Raw genomic sequence first — 16,340 nt, 5'->3', positions numbered from 1 at the left:
TTAAAGTTTTTATAGTTAGAATAATCCGTTTATTTGAGCGTCAATTTTGTCAATAACAGAACCTAAATCTTCTTGATTATCAACAAAATCTAAATCATCTACATCAATAATTAATAATTTTCCTTTGGTGTATTTTGAAATCCAAGCTTCATAGCGTTCATTTAATCTACTTAAATAATCAATGCTAATGGAGTTTTCATAATCACGTCCTCTTTTATGAATTTGTCCAACCAAAGTTGGGATAGATGCTCTTAAATAAATTAATAAATCTGGTGGAGTAACTAAACGTTCCATTAATTCAAAAAGCGATTCGTAGTTGTTAAAATCTCTATTTGGCATTAAACCCATTGCATGCAGGTTTGGAGCAAAAATTCTAGCATCTTCGTAAATAGTTCTATCTTGAATGATACTTTTTCCACTTTCTCTAATTTCTAAAACTTGTCGAAATCTACTATTTAAAAAGTACACTTGTAAATTAAAGGACCATCGTTCCATTTCGCTATAAAAATCATCTAAATACGGATTTTCATCTACAGACTCAAAATGGGGCTCCCATTTATAATGTTTCGCTAAAAGTTTTGTTAAAGTTGTTTTTCCGGCTCCAATATTTCCAGCAATTGCTACGTGCATAATTATTCTTTAAGTATAAATTTAAAAAGCTAAAGTTAATTAATTTTTGTATTCAAAATTAAACTGTTAATAAATTAATTTATAGCCGTAACCACGTACGTTAATTATTTGAACAGCAGGATCATTTTTTAATTTTTTACGAAGCTTGGTTATAAACACATCCATACTTCTTGCATTAAAAAAGTCATCGTCTCCCCACAATTTTTTTAAAATAAAAGATCGTTCTAAAACTTGATTTTTATTTTTTGTTAAGTGAAACAGCAGTTGTGCTTCTCTATGTGTTAAATTTTCTACAGTATTATTTAATTGTAGTGTTTGTTTTTTTAGGTTGAAAATATAATTCCCAATATGAATTGCTTCTAAATTTAATTCAGATTTACCTCTTTTTAATAAGGAATTAATACGAACAATAAGTTCTTCCATACTAAATGGTTTTTTCAGGTAATCGTTTCCACCTAAATTAAACCCTTCAACAACATCTGTGGTTTGGGATTTTGCTGTTAAAAATATTATTGGAATCTCTGAGTTTTCTTTTCTAATTTCTTTGGCTAAAGTAAATCCATCTTTTTTTGGCATCATCACGTCTAAAACAAGTAATAGAGGTTGTTCAGTTTTGTAAGTGTTGTAAGCTACTTCACCATTTTCACAAAGTAATACTTCAAAATTACGAGTTTCTAAACTCTCCTTAATTATTTGTCCTAATGAAGGTTCGTCTTCAGCTAATAATATTTTAATTTTAGTGTTCATTTAGCAATTCAATTTTAAACAACGTATTATTGTTTTTATCGTAAATGATATTGATGTATCCACCGTGTTTTTCAATTATTTTTTTGGTGTAATACAATCCAATACCAAAGCCTTTTACGTTGTGAGTGTTTCCTGTTGGAATTCTATAAAACTGTTCAAAAACTTTATCTTTTTGCGCCTTAGAAATTCCATTACCATTATCTTTAATAAGTATAATAATATGATTTTTTTCTGAATTTAATTCTAAATTAATGGTGTCTCCACCATATTTAATTGCGTTATCTAAAATATTTCCAATCGCATTTTCAAAATGAAATTCATCTAAATTCAATTTAATATTATCTAAGTTGTTTTTAAATATAAAGGTTTTTTTAGTGTTTATAATTTTATATTTTTCTATAACGTCTTCAATTAAATTCCCAATATTAATAGGTCGTTTATGTAAAACTAACTCTTCCTGATTAAGAGTAGCAGTTTCCAATATTTTTTCTACCATTACACTTAGTTTATCAACTTGGGAATGTGCAATAGAGATATATTTTTCAGATTTCACTCTATCATTTAAAGCATTAAAATTTTTCATGGCTTCTAATGCTGTAGAAATGGTAGCAATAGGCGTTTTAAATTCATGAGTAATATTACTAATTAAATCGTTTTTTACTTCGGCTAATTGTTTTTGTTTGTAGATAGTTTTAAGTAAATAAATTAAACTTGCAATAATACTTATTGATAGTAATAATGAAAGTAAAATACTAATAAATGAAGCCCTTAAAAGTGTGGTAGTTTCATTAGTAAAAAATAATTCCAACTTGCTTCTGTGAGGCAAATAGGTAGAATTTGATATTGTTGTTAAGTGTTTTTCCGGGAAATTATCTAATTTAAAGTTAATTGTTTTTTCGACAATACTATCTTTAAAATGCCGGAAGTGATAGTTGTATTTTAATCCATAAGTAACCTCAATATTATTTCGTTTAAATTCATTAACTAAGTAAGAATCTAATTTAATTAAGTCGAGTGTATCCCTTGAAATTGAAACAAATACTTTAGAAATTAAACTATCAATACTTTTTGGGAATGTATGATTTGCAGTAAAAAATGGAAATGTATTATTTCTGAGTGATTTTACTAAAATAGGTTTTTCGCCTTCTAGTTTAGCCACTGAATAGATAGCGCTATCCATTTTTTTTCGTAAATCCCTTCTAGAATTTGTTCTAACAAAAATAGTATCTGTTTTTTCTTTAGAGTTAACAGGGTCTATCGATTTAAAAGTGATAATCCCAGATTTTGTTAAGTTAACAAAGTAAGCTTCTACCGAATTATCTAAACTCAACTGTACTTTACTAATCAAGTTTTGTTTGTTAATTTGGTATTCTCTATAATTCCAATACACTTGTACAGCAATTGTTGTAATTACCGTAATACCAATAAAATAAACAACCCATTTGTAGTTTTTCTTATTCATATTCCAAAGTTAAGTACATAAATTGTATTATCCGAATTGCTTAACAGTAGTTAACACTAATTAACGGTTAAAGTTAAATTAAGAAATTATATTTGTGTTTGAATAAATTAAAACTTTAAAAATGAAAAACGTATTATTTAAAAGTTTTGCAGTTGTAATTTTTTTAGCAACAGCAATTGTATCAGCTCAAGATTTTCAAGGGAAAGCAGTTTATCAAACAAAAACAAAAATGGAAATGGATTTAGCAGGTTCAGGAATTCCAGCCGATAGAATTAAACGTATTAAAGAAATGATGAAAAGCAGACTTGAAAAAACGTTTGTACTAACTTTTAATAAAACGGCATCAATTTATAAAGAAGAAGCAAAATTAGATCAAGCAGGAGGTAGAGGAGGAATGAGAATGATGATGTTTGGCGGAACAGGTTCAGGAAAATATTATAAAAATACACAAACAAAAACTTCTACAAAAGCCACTGAATTTAGCGGTAAAAACTTCTTAATTAAAGATGATTTAGAGACTTATGAGTGGAAAATGGAGCAAGAAACTAAAATGATTGGCCAAAATTTATGCTTTAAAGCTACTACAGTAATTGAAGTGCCAGTTCGAGAAAATAATTTCAGATTTGGAAGAAGAAATAATAATGAAGAAAAGGAAAAAGCCAAAGAAGCAGCACCAAAAGATAATGTTATGGAATTGGTAATTGTTACAGCTTGGTACACACTAGATATTCCTGTGAGTCACGGGCCTGGAGATTATTGGGGTTTACCAGGATTAATTTTAGAAATAAGTGCAGGAAACACACAAATGTTATGTACTAAAATAGTAATGAATCCTAAAGAAAAATCAGAAATAGCTGAGCCTAAAAAAGGGAAAGTAGTGACTCAAAAAGAGTACGATACAATTATTGGAGAAAAAATGAAAGAAATGAGAGAAAGAATGGGAAATGAACGTAAAAAAAGTGGTGGCAGCGGAAGACATATTAGAATAGGAGGATAATTAAATCCATTTCAAATTATAAAATATTTTTATGAAAAAAGTCACAACTCTTTTATTATTTACTCTTGTACCGTTTCTTGTTTTTTCTCAAAACGTAAAATTAGAAGGTGTAGTTAAAGATGCTTCAGGAAAACCTTTAGAAATGGCAAATGTAATTGCCTTTAAAAAAGGAACAAAATTTTTACAATCGTATTCTATCACAGGTACAAATGGCCATTATAAATTAAGTTTAGAAGATAGCCAAGAATATACTTTAAAAGTAAGTTATTTAGGTTTTAATACTAAAAGTATTGATATTTCAATAGATAACTCTTTAAAAGATTTAAAAAAAGATATTGTTTTAAATGAATCTAGTGAAGCCTTAAATGAAGTTGAAATTACGTATGAAATGCCAGTGAAAATTGTTGGAGATACCATAAGTTATAATGTCGATTCGTTTACTTCGGGAAAAGAAAAAAAGTTAGAAGATATTCTTAAAAAATTACCTGGAGTAGATATTGATGATAATGGTGAAGTTGAAGTTGAAGGTAAAAAAGTTCAAAAAATTTTAGTAGAAGGGAAAGAATTTTTTGATGGAGACACTAAATTAGCAACTCAAAATATTCCTGCATCTGCCATAGATAAAGTTCAGGTTTTAAAAAACTATAATGAAGTTGCTGGAATGCGTGGTGTTACTAATAATGAAGATAATATTGCCATAAATATTAAATTAAAACAAGGTAAAAAACGTTTTTGGTTTGGAGAAGTAAATGCAGGCGCTGGTGATAATGAAAAATATATTGCAAAACCAAAACTGTTCTACTACAGTCCAGAAAAAAGTATAAATATACTAGCCGATTTCAATAATATTGGAGAAACCCCTTTTACAATGCGTGATTATTTTAGGTTTACTGGAGGTTTGCGTGGTGGTATGAGTGGAAGTGGAACCAGTTTCAATGTTTCATCAGGTGGTTTAGGATTTATGACCGTTCAAAATAACAAAGCACAAGAAATTATTTCAAAATTTGGAGCATTAAACTTTAGTATGGCACCAAATAAAACTATTGATTTTAATGGTTTTGCGATAGTAAATGATTCAGAAACTAATATGTTTACCGAATCTAATACGGTATATAATAATTTAAATTTAACTGAAGATAGCGACACAAGAGCAGTACAAGGAAGTACTTTGGCAATGTTAAAATTTAGTACAACCTACAAGCCAAACACCAATGTGCATATAGATTATGATATTTTTGGTAAAACATCAAAACAGACTGAATTAATGGATGTAAATTCTACTCAAAGAGGTGCTGTAGATACTAATAAAGAAGAAACACCATTTTCTTTAAATCAAAATTTTAATTTGTATTATACCATTGATGATAAAAATATTTTTGCAGCTGAAATTCAACATAATTACGAAAAAGATGAACCTTTATATAATTCATTTGCAACTACACAACCTTTTTTAGTGATTCCATCAGATAACACAGAAGAATTAATAGATATAATTCAAAATAAAAAAACAACTACAAATAAGTTTGATGCTAAGTTGGATTATTTTTATTTGCTAACACCAAAAAGTAATATTAATTTAACTTTAGGCACAACACTAAGCAAGCAATCATTAACATCTAGTATCAATCAAACGTTAGCAAATGGTTCAATATTAAACTTTACGGATGCTAGTTTAAACAATGATGCTAATTATAATTTTTCTGACTTATTTTTACGCTTAAATTATAAAATGGTTTCGGGTATATTAACGTTTAATCCAGGTGTAAGTGTTCATAATTACATTACAAAAGATACACAGTTAGGAACTGTAGAAAAAGAAAATACAATAAAAATTTTACCAGATTTATACGCACGTTTACAATTTAAATCCTCCGAAAGTTTACGTTTTAATTATTCCATAACAACACAATTTTCAGATATTAATAATATAGCTGAAGGATATATTTTATCTAATTATAATTCACTTAAACAAGGTAATAGAGCGTTGGAAAATGCATTGTATCACAAATATTCGTTGAGCTATTTTAGTTTTAGTATGTTTTCATTTACAAATGTTCATGCTTCTATTAATTATACTAAAAAAGTTGATGGTATAAAAAATAGTACCGAATTGATTGGTGTTGATAGAATTTCAACTCCAGTAAATTCAAATTTAGCCGATGAAACATTTTCAGCTTCTTTTAGATATGGTAAAACTTATAGCCGATTAAAAACAAATTTTAGAGCTAGTTTTAACAATTCCAAATTCAATAATATTGTAAATAATCAAGCCATTAGCTCAAAATCAATTTCACATAATTATCAGGCAAGCATTGCAAGTAAATTTAAAGATGCACCTAATTTTGAAGTTGGTTATCAAAAATCATTCGCTGAATACTCTAATACAGGAAGTACAACCGATAGACCTTTTGCAAATATGGAAATAGGTTTTTTTAAAAACTTTATTTTAACGGCAGATTATAGTTATTATAATTATAAAAACGATGAAAACACCATTAAAAATACATATTCATTTTTAAATGCAGATTTATATTATCAGCAAAAGGATAGTAAGTGGGAGTTTAAAATTTCAGCAGATAATTTAACAAATAACACATCAATGAATACCGATAGTTATAATGAAATATCTGACAGTAACTTAACATCATTATACTATATTCAGCCAAGAATTTATCTATTTTCAGTGAAGTATAATTTGTAGGGCGTTAATTAAATTAAAAATCAAAGAAGGTCAGACTTAAAGGGTTAGCCTGACCTTTGTTATTTTAAACTACACACTTGAAGTTGGAGTAAGTATTAAAACAGCTTTTGATATTTTGTAAATACAAAATTATTATCCTTAGAAATATTATGACAAGCAACACAACTCGCGGTCCCTTTGTCCCAACTTTTGTATTCGTTCTTGCCTTTAACAAATCTTGCATAACCCCAATTACCAGGGTTGTTTTTAAACCGCTTTGAATTTTTAATCATATATTCTATTCGTTGTAAGCTATCAGCTTCTAATGCAACCCCAAAATTGGACATCTTTTTAACTTTCCAGCCAATTTTAACAATTTTACTTCCTTCAGGTAATACTTCATTATTAGTAAATGGTTTAAATGCAATTTCATTGACTAAAACATATCGCAATTCATTTTTGTCTGTTCTAAAATGTGTTGCTACAATTTTATAATTTTTGTAATCTTCAATTTCTTTAAACTTCAATCCATTTTCAGACATCATTAAATTTGGAACTTTTGATATTACTTGGTAATCAGATTTTTGAGAACACGAAGCCATTAAAACAACTGCAAACAGTACTATTAATTTCATTTTTATCATACTTATATTTTTAATTATTTATTTTTAAAATGCTCTTGATACATTAAAACCAAAATGAATATCACCTTTAAAAAAATTCCCAGTAGTTTCAGCTATAAAGCCTTTTTCAATCATTGATCTTGAATTTGTGAATATTAATTGAAAAACATGTCCTCCTGTTTCAATATCAATTCCCAACCCTAAACTATTTTGAGCATTTATGGATTTAAATGGATCTAGATTATAATAATACTCCCCATTAATTGAAACTCTATTACTTATTTTCATTCGGCCACCAAAACCAATCGCAAAAACACCATTTGAATCCTCAGTTTTTCTTACAGTATTAAAATGAATATAGGTTGGTGAAAATTGAAATGAAAGATTAGAATTGAATTTTTTAGCAATTAAAAGCTGACTTGTATACGTTAATATATTAACAAATGTTGGTTTTTTGTCAGGTGCATAATCTTTTAATGTTTTCTCTGTAGCACTTCCAAAAAAGGTAACGCTAAACGGGAATGGTTTTTCACCTATTTTTTGTTTTATCAATCTGTATTTAAGGTAACTATCATATGTTTTTTCAAAAGAACTTCTACCTAATGCAACGGTAAGATTATCTGACAAGGCATATTCAAAACCAAAGCGTATGTTAGATTGGTCTAAACCAAATAAATTATAAGCTCCTGAATTAATTCTCCCAAATCTATGCGAAATTAAAAATTCAAAAACTCCTTTTTTTCTAGTTTCAATGGAGTGTCCATTTAGTAATCGTGTCCCTTTAAATGTTGCTGATATAACAGTTGTTTCCTTTGCTGTTTCTTGATCTAAAATTGATGATAAATCTTGTGTAAATCCAGTTATTGTAAACCCTACAATAAAAATGATTAGTATTATTTTTTTCATGATATTTATTTATAAGGTGTATGATGAAATTCAAATGAAATTTTAATAATTTTAGCAATATTATTAATCACAATTGAAGGTATTTTTATGTCAAAATCAGCAACTTCAACCATAAAACTTCCACGTAAGATAATTTCATTAGAAGTAGATTGGAGAATGGCTTTGGTTTTAATTTTCTTTTCTTTACCGTGAACGGTAAGTTTTCCAACAATATTAACTGTTGTTTGTTGGGTTGGTAGTTTATCAAAGTTTAAAATAGCACCCTTAAATATAGCTTTAGGATAGGTGTCAGATTCCATATAATTTTCATTAAAGTGCTCTTGCATTAACGCTTTTTCAAACTTAAATGAACGCATTAAAACTTGGATTGCTATTTCACCTGTTTTTGTATCAATAATACTTAACCCTTGATTATTTTCAGCTTTAATATCTTCTACTAATGAGTGTGAAAAAAAGAAAATATAACCTGTTTTAGTTAAAAATTTATCTTGTGATTTTACTTGACTAACTATTAGTAAAGCAAAAATAAATGTACAAAGTGCTTTCATTTTTTTAATTAACTAATACACATTCTACCACTAGAACATCTAACAAATATCCTGTACAAATGCCTCTAATAGTAATGTATTGATTTTTTTTAAGGTTTAATATTTTAGTATTTTCTTGAGGTTGAAGATGGCAAATCACACTAGATGCTAATGCCTCACTATTAAAAGTTATAATGCTACTTCCTTTAAGAGTTGAAATTGTATAAGTATCTCCTTCAATTTGAAGTATTTTATTTGCAAGCTTTTTTGTTGCTATTCCTTCATTTTTTTGATATTCTTTTATAAGTTTTGTAGGCGTATAAGTGAAGGCTACATTTGAGGTTCTAACATCTAAATGAGGTTTATTATATTTATTAATTCCAAGTATGGAAATAATTATAACTATTATAAATAGTCCAATAATTATTTTTAGTTTGTGACGATTCATAAGCTTTAATTGTTTAGTGAACCATTAGTAACCCAACAAACAATAGCTTCAATTTCTGTAGTTGTTAAACTTCCTCCAAGTGGCATTCTCCCACTCTCAATTTCTTCCTTTATAATTGTTATATTATTTTTTATGGACTGGTAAGTTCTTAAATCTGGAAATTGATTCCCATTATGACATTGTAAACAGTTAGTATCAATAATAGGCTTAATTTGTTGTGTAAATGAAATAGCGGGATTGCAGTCATCAACTATTCCCTCGTCAATGTCTTCAACATTATTTTCACAAGAGGAGAATAGTATAATTGGAAATGCTATTAAGATGTGTAAAACATTTTTTTTCATAATTAAAATGATTTAAAAGACTGCGGCCAAAGTGTAACCGCAATCTTTAGTTAATTTGTAAACAATCAGAAATTTAATTTGTTGGTGCTATAGGTGTATCTATATTTGCAATTGGCCAAACTCCTGGTGCAGGAAAACTAATACCTTTGTTATCTCCACGTTCAGCATCTTGCCCAAAATAGTATAAAGGCCATCCTTTATAAGTTAATTGAGTTTTACCATATACGTTAATAGTTCCAAAATCAGATACGTTTAAATTGCTTGGGATTTTGTCCAAACTAATTTCAGCTATTGGCCAAACCCCATTATTTGAGAAGTCTTCATTTGTAAAGTTATTGGTGTTGTTCTTATCATTTTTAAAAGTGTACAGCGTTCTGCCATCAATATCAACAATATATCCAGTTTCACCCATTCCTTCAGTATAGTCATTCAAATAATTTTTTCCATCAAGACCTGTTAATTGAGCGTATACATACATTAATGAATAATCTGGTTTTGCTATAAACCATTCATTTCCAACATTATCTCCAAGTGTATCTCCAGCGTTCACATCACTAACATAATAATATAGAGGCCATCCTTTATAAGTAGTTTGTTTTGCTCCATCGGTTCGTGTTATTGTTGTAAAATCAGCAATATCTAGCCCAGAATCTACAACTAAATCTTCAGAGTAAAACAGAGGCCAAGCATTTAAACAGCCATCTAAACACGCTGAAGAACCTTTAGAATCATCTGAAAAGAAATAAAGTGAAATTCCTTCTGCATCCGTTATAATTTTCCCAAAAGTAGCATTGTCAGCTAATTTAATTGTCTTTGCAGCTGGTGCTGTAGGTGTGTCTATATTAGCAATTGGCCAAACTCCTGGTGCCGGAAAACTAATTCCTTTGTTATCGCCACGTTCAGCATCTTGCCCAAAGTAATATAAAGGCCACCCTTTATAAGTTATTTGAGTTTTACCAAATACATCAATTGTCCCAAAATTATCATTATTTAAAATGCTTGGTATTTTATCTAAACTAATTTCAGCAATTGGCCAAACACCATTATTTGAAAAATCTGATTTTGTGAAATTATTTTTATTGTTAGTATCGTGGCTAAAAGTATATAATGTATTACCATTAACATCTACAATATAAGGTGTTAAACCATTTCCTTCGGTATAATCACTTGTGTAATTTTTATCATCATGACCTATTAATTGCGAGTTAGCATACATTAATGAATAGTCTGGTTTTGAAACAAACCAAACATTGTTTACATTGTCTCCATTGGTATCACCTGTAGTAGTATCACTTGCAAAATAGTATAAAGGCCATCCTTTGTAAGTAGTTTGTTTTACACCATCTGTTCTTATAATTGTATCAAAATCAGCAATATCTAATCCAGAATCTGTAGTTATATTTTCAGTATAAAAAATAGGCCATATATTTAAACACCCATCTAAACATTCGGAAGTATCTTTTGTGTCTTTTGAGAAGAAATAAAGTGAAAATCCTTCTGCATCAGTTAGTATTTTTCCAAAAGTAGCACTATCAGCTAATTTAATGGAATTACCTGTAGGTTGAGGTTGTGGATCGTAATCATCATTATTATCATCACAACTTTGTAATAATGTTAAAGAAGATACTAGAAATAAAAATAGAATTGATTTTTTCATAATTTAATGTTTAATTTTAATTAAGTTTGATGCAAATAACCTTTGAATACTTTCATTATTAAAAATTAGTTAGGTCAAAAGGGAAAAATTGCAGTTAAAGAAGAAAAAATCGACTTAAAACTTATGAAAAAAGATAATTTATACTTGTTTACTTTATTAGCGCTTTCTGTTATTGTATTTGCAATTGGCTATTTAAGTATGATTTATTTGGTAAAGGTGAGTACCAATCAATTTTTAGAAATTCAAATCCAATCTAGTAAACGGGAAGCTAGAGAATTAGCAAAGTTGGTTTCGTTTCAAATTGAAAATGGAATATCTAAAGATGTAATTGTAAGTAATATTCAAAATAGTATTGAAGGAACAAATATAGAAGCCGGTTTTGTGTGTATGTTTGATTGGTCTGGAGTTGAAATTTGTCATCCAAACCCTAAAAAAATTGGACAGCAAACTAATCCGAATGAATCTTATGTAAAACCAATTAAAGAAGATATAAATATTCAAGATTTTTATAATTTATTAAAACAAAAAAAGCAAGTAGGAGGCATCAGAAATTTTTCAGACGAAAAAAGAAATTCTGAAATTATATATTTATATCCTGTTAAAAATTCAGATTGGATTATTGCAGCTCATGCAAATGTAAGCGAGTTAAAAACACATATACATAATTTAAAAATTAACTTTTCATTAGTTTATGTGCTTACAGGTGTTGTAATTATTCTATTATCCTTAAGTGTGGTTCGGTTTTTAGGAAACTATTATGAGAAAGAATTAGAACTTAAAAATGAAAAATTGGCTGAAGAAATTATAATACTTTCTAAATTAAATTCAAATTTATCAAATTATAAAAATAAGATTAATGAGAAAATTGAAAAAGATGATTTAGAAGATACGTCTAAAACAAAAAGCAGAATTTTAACCTATTTAAAAGATAAACTTATTTCTGTGAAAGTAGATGAAATTTCATTTATCAATACGGAACATTCAATTACAACAATATTTTGCTTAGATGGCAAAAAATATACAAGTAATTCCAGTTTAGATGAACTTTATAATAGTTTAGATAAAACGTTATTTTTTAGAGCTAATAGACAATTTGTTCTTTCAGCAAAAGGAATTGACGAAATATTTAGATATGGAAATAATCAGCTCAAAATTAATACAATTCCAAACTCTAAAACTTCAATAATAATTAGCAAAAATAAAGCATCTGAATTTAAGAAATGGCTTGACATGTAAAATTAGTTGTGTAAAACCCTTCACATTTTTTTTTAATTATAGCTATCTTTGATAAATGGAGAATGACGCTATTAAACAAAAACTTCTTGATGAAATTTCTTTAACTGAAAAATTAATTCAAGAATATAAAGAATTATCAAAACCTATTGCGCCAGATTGCGCAATTGGACGTGTTTCTAGAATGGATGCTATTAATAATAAAAGTGTAGTGGAAGCTTCACTTAGGCAAGCTGAAAGTAAATTAAGAAATCTACAACGTGTTTTTTCTCAATTAGGAAGTAATGAATTTGGTATTTGTTTAAAATGTAAACAGCCTATTCCTTTAGGAAGAATTTTAATTAGACCTGAAAGTTTATTTTGTGTGAATTGCGCTCAATAAAAAACATCAAGATTTAAAATCCTGATGTTTTTTAATTTAATAATTAGTTTGAAGTAATAATTACTTTAATCATGTCTGAAAGTGTTGGGATATTTTCACTTAAACTAGATTCTTCAGTTACATTCCCATTTTCTGAAACACCAACATTCGCACCAGTTTGCCTTGCTGGTTGATTATTTCCTGATCCAGCATATTCATCAGCTTCTGTACCTGCATCAAGTAATTTTATCAAACTAGTAATATCACCTGATAGTGCAGTTCCATTAGGAAATAATTCAATAGTATCAGCACTAAAAAACCAATCATTTGAATGAACTAACATAAGTGCAAAAGAAAGATTATCAGATTCATTTGCCGTAAAAGTAAATGAATAGGTATTATTTGGTAATAATGGTCCGGGAGAATTACTACCATTAGGAGTATTAAAAACAGATGTAAACCCTGAAGGATCGCCATCTTCAGCTAAACTTTCTAATGCTGCATTTGCTGTGTTTCCTATAGAAAAAATTTCATTTAAAGTCCCAATTGAATAGGCTCCAGGAGCAAAAGGAGAAAAGAAACCACTTTTAGAACTTAAATTTGTATCCATTGCTGAATTATCGCCATCTTCTGCCAATTTTTCTAAACCTAAAGAAGCGGTATTCCCATTAGTAAACATTGGTTTTTGGTTTTCAGAATGTATTACCCAAGTTCCAGGGGCAAGAGGCGTTGCTAAGGAAGACGCGTCAGAAATATTATTGATTGTTACGGTAAATAGTGTTCCTCCATTATGAGCAATCATAACAGAAATTACATTTTCAGTAGTTGGATATGAAAAGCCATCATTTACCATATGTACATTTCCATTTTCGGCAACCCCAGTATTTGGTCCGCTTTGGTTCATTGGTTGATTGCTACCCATTCCTGGAGCTTCGTTTACTTCCGTTCCTGCATCCCAAAGTTTAATTTGTGATGTAATGTTTCCTGTTGTAGCATTGCCATTTGTATCATATAAAGCAATTCCGCCATCGTTTGGAGCATAAAATAAATCGTTTGATTTTACAAACATAATTCCAAATTGTAAATAATGACCTTTTCCTGCATTAAAAGAAAAAGAAGTGCTCGTTCCTGGAGCAATTCCAGCTTCAGAAATTGTACCAGAGTCAAAATAGTCTTTCGCTTCAAATACATTTTCTATGGTAACTGTAAAATTTTTTGAAATTAAATTAATAGCGTTGTCATCATCTGTACACGATGAAAAAAAGATTAAAATAAAAGTGATAGTAGTGAGTTTAAAAATACTTTTCATAATTGCGTTGTTTTAAATTAATAATACAGCAAAATTATGTTGAACTCTAAAAATAAACTGTTAGCTATCTAACACTTTTGAATTTTTTAAAATTATTTCTTTTCCACTAAATGATAAAATGCCTTCTTCTTTTAAGTTATTTAAAACAATATTTAATGAAGGTCTTGAAGTTCCAATAAGAGAAGCAATATCTTTTTGTGAGTAAGGGTGTTTAATTAAAATTTCCTCATTTAACAGCCGTTTACCATAGTCTTCGTTTAGTTCTTGAATAAATTCTATAGTTCTTTGTCTTACATCTTTAAATAAAATTATTTCTAATCGTCTTTCTAAACGCTTCAACCTTAAACCTATAAATTTGTATAATTTAAGGCTTAGATTTCTGTTTTCTAACATTAAACCTTCGAGTTCATTTGTAGATATTGAACAAATAGAGGTTTCTTTATCTAAAGATTGAGCAAATTCATTATGTTTTGTTTCTCCTAAAATTGTTTTTTCACCAAAAATTTCTCCCTTTGAAAGTATTGCTTTTACTACCTCTTCCCCTTCTTCTGTATAATATGCAATTTTAACTCTTCCTTTATCTATTAAGTAAACCTTGGTGGATGGCTCATCTGTAAAATAAATAAATTCTTTTTTAGAGTAAGAGTCAAATTCATGAGATTCTTTATAATCAGCATAATAGTGTGGGCATATAATTTTAAATAAATTAACCTCTTCTAAATACCATATTTTATCATCCATGAGTGATTTATATTGGTGAACTATTGTATAAATATTATTAATTTTTTAAAGTTAATAATATTTAATCTTAACTTTTACAAGTTAAAAACTTTTTTTACTTTAGTAACATACTCTAATTTTTCCCAAGTAAATAACTCTACATCAATGGTTTTTTCAGTACCATCAACATTTTTAAAAGTTTTAGTAACAGTTTCATTAATACGCCCCATATGTCCGTAAGCTGCTGTTTCTAAATACATTGGTTGTCTAAGTTTTAATCGTTCTTCAATTGAAGCAGGACGCATATCAAATAGTTGATCAACAAGTTCAGCAATCTCTCCATCCGATTTTTCAACATTGGCTGTTCCGTAGGTATTTACGTAAATACCCATCGGTTCAACAACTCCAATAGCATAAGAAACTTGAATTAAAATTTCATCAGCAACTCCAGCCGCAACTAAATTTTTTGCAATATGTCGTGTAGCATACGCAGCACTTCTATCAACTTTACTTGGGTCTTTTCCAGAAAATGCACCACCACCATGAGCACCTTTTCCTCCGTAAGTATCCACAATAATTTTTCTTCCAGTTAAACCAGTATCTCCGTGTGGTCCACCAATTACAAATTTTCCAGTTGGATTTACGTGATACATAATATTTTCATTAAACAATGCTTTAATTGAGACTGGCAATTTTTCAATTACTCGTGGAATTAAAATAGTAATTACATCATTTTTAATTTTTGCTAACATTATTTCATCATTAGGCCCAAAATCATCGTGTTGTGTTGAAACTACAATATCTTTAATTCTAAAAGGAACATTATCATCAGTATATTCAATAGTAACCTGGCTTTTAGAATCTGGGCGTAAATACGTAATATCCTTGTTTTCTCTACGTAATTCAGCCAATTCAACTAATATTTTATGGCTTAAATCTAACGCCAACGGCATAAAGTTCTCAGTTTCTTTAGTAGCATAACCAAACATCATTCCTTGGTCACCAGCACCTTGTTGCTCTTTAGAATCTCTATCTACTCCTTGATTTATATCTTGTGATTGTTCGTGAATTGCGGAAAAAACACCGCAAGAATTTCCATCAAACATATATTCACTTTTGGTGTATCCAATTTTATTAATAACGTCTCTAGCTATTTTTTGAACATCTAAATATGTTTTAGATTTTACTTCACCAGCCAATACAACTTGCCCAGTAGTTACTAATGTTTCACATGCAACCTTAGAATCTTTATCAAATGCTAAAAAATTATCTACTAATGCATCTGAAATTTGATCGGAAACTTTATCTGGATGCCCTTCTGAAACAGATTCTGATGTAAATAAATATGACATATTTTTTATATTATATTTTATTAAATTGAAGAAAATGTAGAGATTGCTTTGGTCGCTAAAAGAAGTAAATAATTACTGCTTTAGCATTTTTTAATGAGGTTGCAATCAGTTCAAATCCTTCCTCGTGATTTTATAGACTGCAAATTTACAAAAAATAAATACCTAAACCCTAATAAGATGCTAAATAAATCTTAAAATAAAAAAATATAAGTTTTTATTTCCATCGACAAAATATTGCAAGTCCATTTTTAGAACTTCTACCTTTATTGGATAATAGGAGGAGGTAAATTAAAAAGTGCTTTTATTAAAATTATAATCTTATAATTGAAATATTAATTAAAAAT

Annotated in this window: 16 protein-coding genes; 4 read left to right on the top strand and 12 right to left on the bottom strand. The window is 28.5% G+C overall.

Going from position 1 to position 16,340, the window contains the following annotated elements; all coding sequences use genetic code 11:
- Window positions 1-15: 15 nt before the first annotated feature.
- The 3 genes from QM495_RS10505 to QM495_RS10495 all read right to left on the bottom strand — a co-directional run bounded on the left by QM495_RS10505 (window position 16) and on the right by QM495_RS10495 (window position 2,839).
- Entirely contained in the window at window positions 16-630 is a 615-nt protein-coding gene (locus tag QM495_RS10505; protein ID WP_408672064.1) for a deoxynucleoside kinase, read from the bottom strand.
- Window positions 631-696: 66 nt separating this feature from the next.
- A complete protein-coding gene (locus QM495_RS10500; RefSeq protein WP_408672063.1) occupies window positions 697-1,377 on the bottom strand; it encodes a response regulator transcription factor in 681 nt (226 codons plus the stop codon).
- Window positions 1,367-2,839 (bottom strand): sensor histidine kinase, encoded by a 1,473-nt coding sequence (locus QM495_RS10495; RefSeq protein WP_408672062.1) that lies wholly within the window; start codon window positions 2,837-2,839, stop codon window positions 1,367-1,369. The genes QM495_RS10500 and QM495_RS10495 overlap by 11 nt, the downstream gene beginning before the upstream one ends.
- A gap of 121 nt (window positions 2,840-2,960) precedes the next feature.
- Between QM495_RS10495 and QM495_RS10490 the strand changes: the two genes are divergently transcribed.
- Complete coding sequence (locus QM495_RS10490; protein ID WP_408672061.1) at window positions 2,961-3,836, top strand: GLPGLI family protein; 876 nt, start codon at window positions 2,961-2,963, stop codon at window positions 3,834-3,836.
- Between the two features lie 31 nt (window positions 3,837-3,867).
- Window positions 3,868-6,537 (top strand): carboxypeptidase-like regulatory domain-containing protein, encoded by a 2,670-nt coding sequence (locus tag QM495_RS10485; protein WP_408672060.1) that lies wholly within the window; start codon window positions 3,868-3,870, stop codon window positions 6,535-6,537.
- A 95-nt stretch (window positions 6,538-6,632) separates the two neighbouring features.
- Here the strand turns inward: QM495_RS10485 and QM495_RS10480 are convergent, their stop codons facing one another.
- The 6 genes from QM495_RS10480 to QM495_RS10455 all read right to left on the bottom strand — a co-directional run bounded on the left by QM495_RS10480 (window position 6,633) and on the right by QM495_RS10455 (window position 11,021).
- Entirely contained in the window at window positions 6,633-7,151 is a 519-nt protein-coding gene (locus tag QM495_RS10480; protein ID WP_408672059.1) for a cytochrome P460 family protein, read from the bottom strand.
- Between the two features lie 33 nt (window positions 7,152-7,184).
- Window positions 7,185-8,045, bottom strand: coding sequence for a DUF5777 family beta-barrel protein (locus QM495_RS10475; RefSeq protein WP_408672058.1), 861 nt, complete (start codon window positions 8,043-8,045; stop codon window positions 7,185-7,187).
- Between the two features lie 5 nt (window positions 8,046-8,050).
- Window positions 8,051-8,593 (bottom strand): YceI family protein, encoded by a 543-nt coding sequence (locus tag QM495_RS10470; RefSeq protein WP_408672057.1) that lies wholly within the window; start codon window positions 8,591-8,593, stop codon window positions 8,051-8,053.
- A 4-nt stretch (window positions 8,594-8,597) separates the two neighbouring features.
- Window positions 8,598-9,020 carry an OB-fold protein gene (locus tag QM495_RS10465; protein ID WP_408672056.1) on the bottom strand — a complete coding sequence of 141 codons (423 nt, stop codon included), beginning with the start codon at window positions 9,018-9,020 and terminating at the stop codon, window positions 8,598-8,600.
- Between the two features lie 5 nt (window positions 9,021-9,025).
- Complete coding sequence (locus tag QM495_RS10460) at window positions 9,026-9,364, bottom strand: c-type cytochrome (protein ID WP_408672055.1); 339 nt, start codon at window positions 9,362-9,364, stop codon at window positions 9,026-9,028.
- Between the two features lie 73 nt (window positions 9,365-9,437).
- Window positions 9,438-11,021 carry a hypothetical protein gene (locus QM495_RS10455; protein WP_408672054.1) on the bottom strand — a complete coding sequence of 528 codons (1,584 nt, stop codon included), beginning with the start codon at window positions 11,019-11,021 and terminating at the stop codon, window positions 9,438-9,440.
- Between the two features lie 123 nt (window positions 11,022-11,144).
- Between QM495_RS10455 and QM495_RS10450 the strand changes: the two genes are divergently transcribed.
- Entirely contained in the window at window positions 11,145-12,257 is a 1,113-nt protein-coding gene (locus tag QM495_RS10450) for a LytTR family transcriptional regulator DNA-binding domain-containing protein (RefSeq protein WP_408672053.1), read from the top strand.
- A gap of 55 nt (window positions 12,258-12,312) precedes the next feature.
- The gene (locus QM495_RS10445; protein WP_408672052.1) at window positions 12,313-12,636 is read left to right on the top strand and encodes a TraR/DksA family transcriptional regulator; all 324 of its coding nucleotides are present in this window, start codon (window positions 12,313-12,315) and stop codon (window positions 12,634-12,636) included.
- 43 nt (window positions 12,637-12,679) lie between these two features.
- Here the strand turns inward: QM495_RS10445 and QM495_RS10440 are convergent, their stop codons facing one another.
- The 3 genes from QM495_RS10440 to metK all read right to left on the bottom strand — a co-directional run bounded on the left by QM495_RS10440 (window position 12,680) and on the right by metK (window position 15,996).
- Window positions 12,680-13,924, bottom strand: a complete 1,245-nt coding sequence (locus QM495_RS10440) for a spondin domain-containing protein (protein WP_408672051.1) — start codon at window positions 13,922-13,924, stop codon at window positions 12,680-12,682.
- 60 nt (window positions 13,925-13,984) lie between these two features.
- Window positions 13,985-14,665, bottom strand: coding sequence for a Crp/Fnr family transcriptional regulator (locus QM495_RS10435; protein ID WP_408672050.1), 681 nt, complete (start codon window positions 14,663-14,665; stop codon window positions 13,985-13,987).
- 74 nt (window positions 14,666-14,739) lie between these two features.
- Window positions 14,740-15,996: a methionine adenosyltransferase gene (gene metK, locus QM495_RS10430; protein ID WP_408672049.1), complete on the bottom strand. Its 1,257-nt coding sequence runs from the start codon at window positions 15,994-15,996 to the stop codon at window positions 14,740-14,742.
- Window positions 15,997-16,340: the final 344 nt, after the last annotated feature.

Origin of the sequence: Lutibacter sp., assembly GCF_046055765.1 — a bacterium.
In the GTDB taxonomy this organism is placed as follows: Bacteria; Bacteroidota; Bacteroidia; order Flavobacteriales; family Flavobacteriaceae; genus Lutibacter.
The sequence above is the reverse complement of the archived record's forward strand: the minus strand, read 5'-3'. Positions and strand labels throughout refer to the sequence as shown.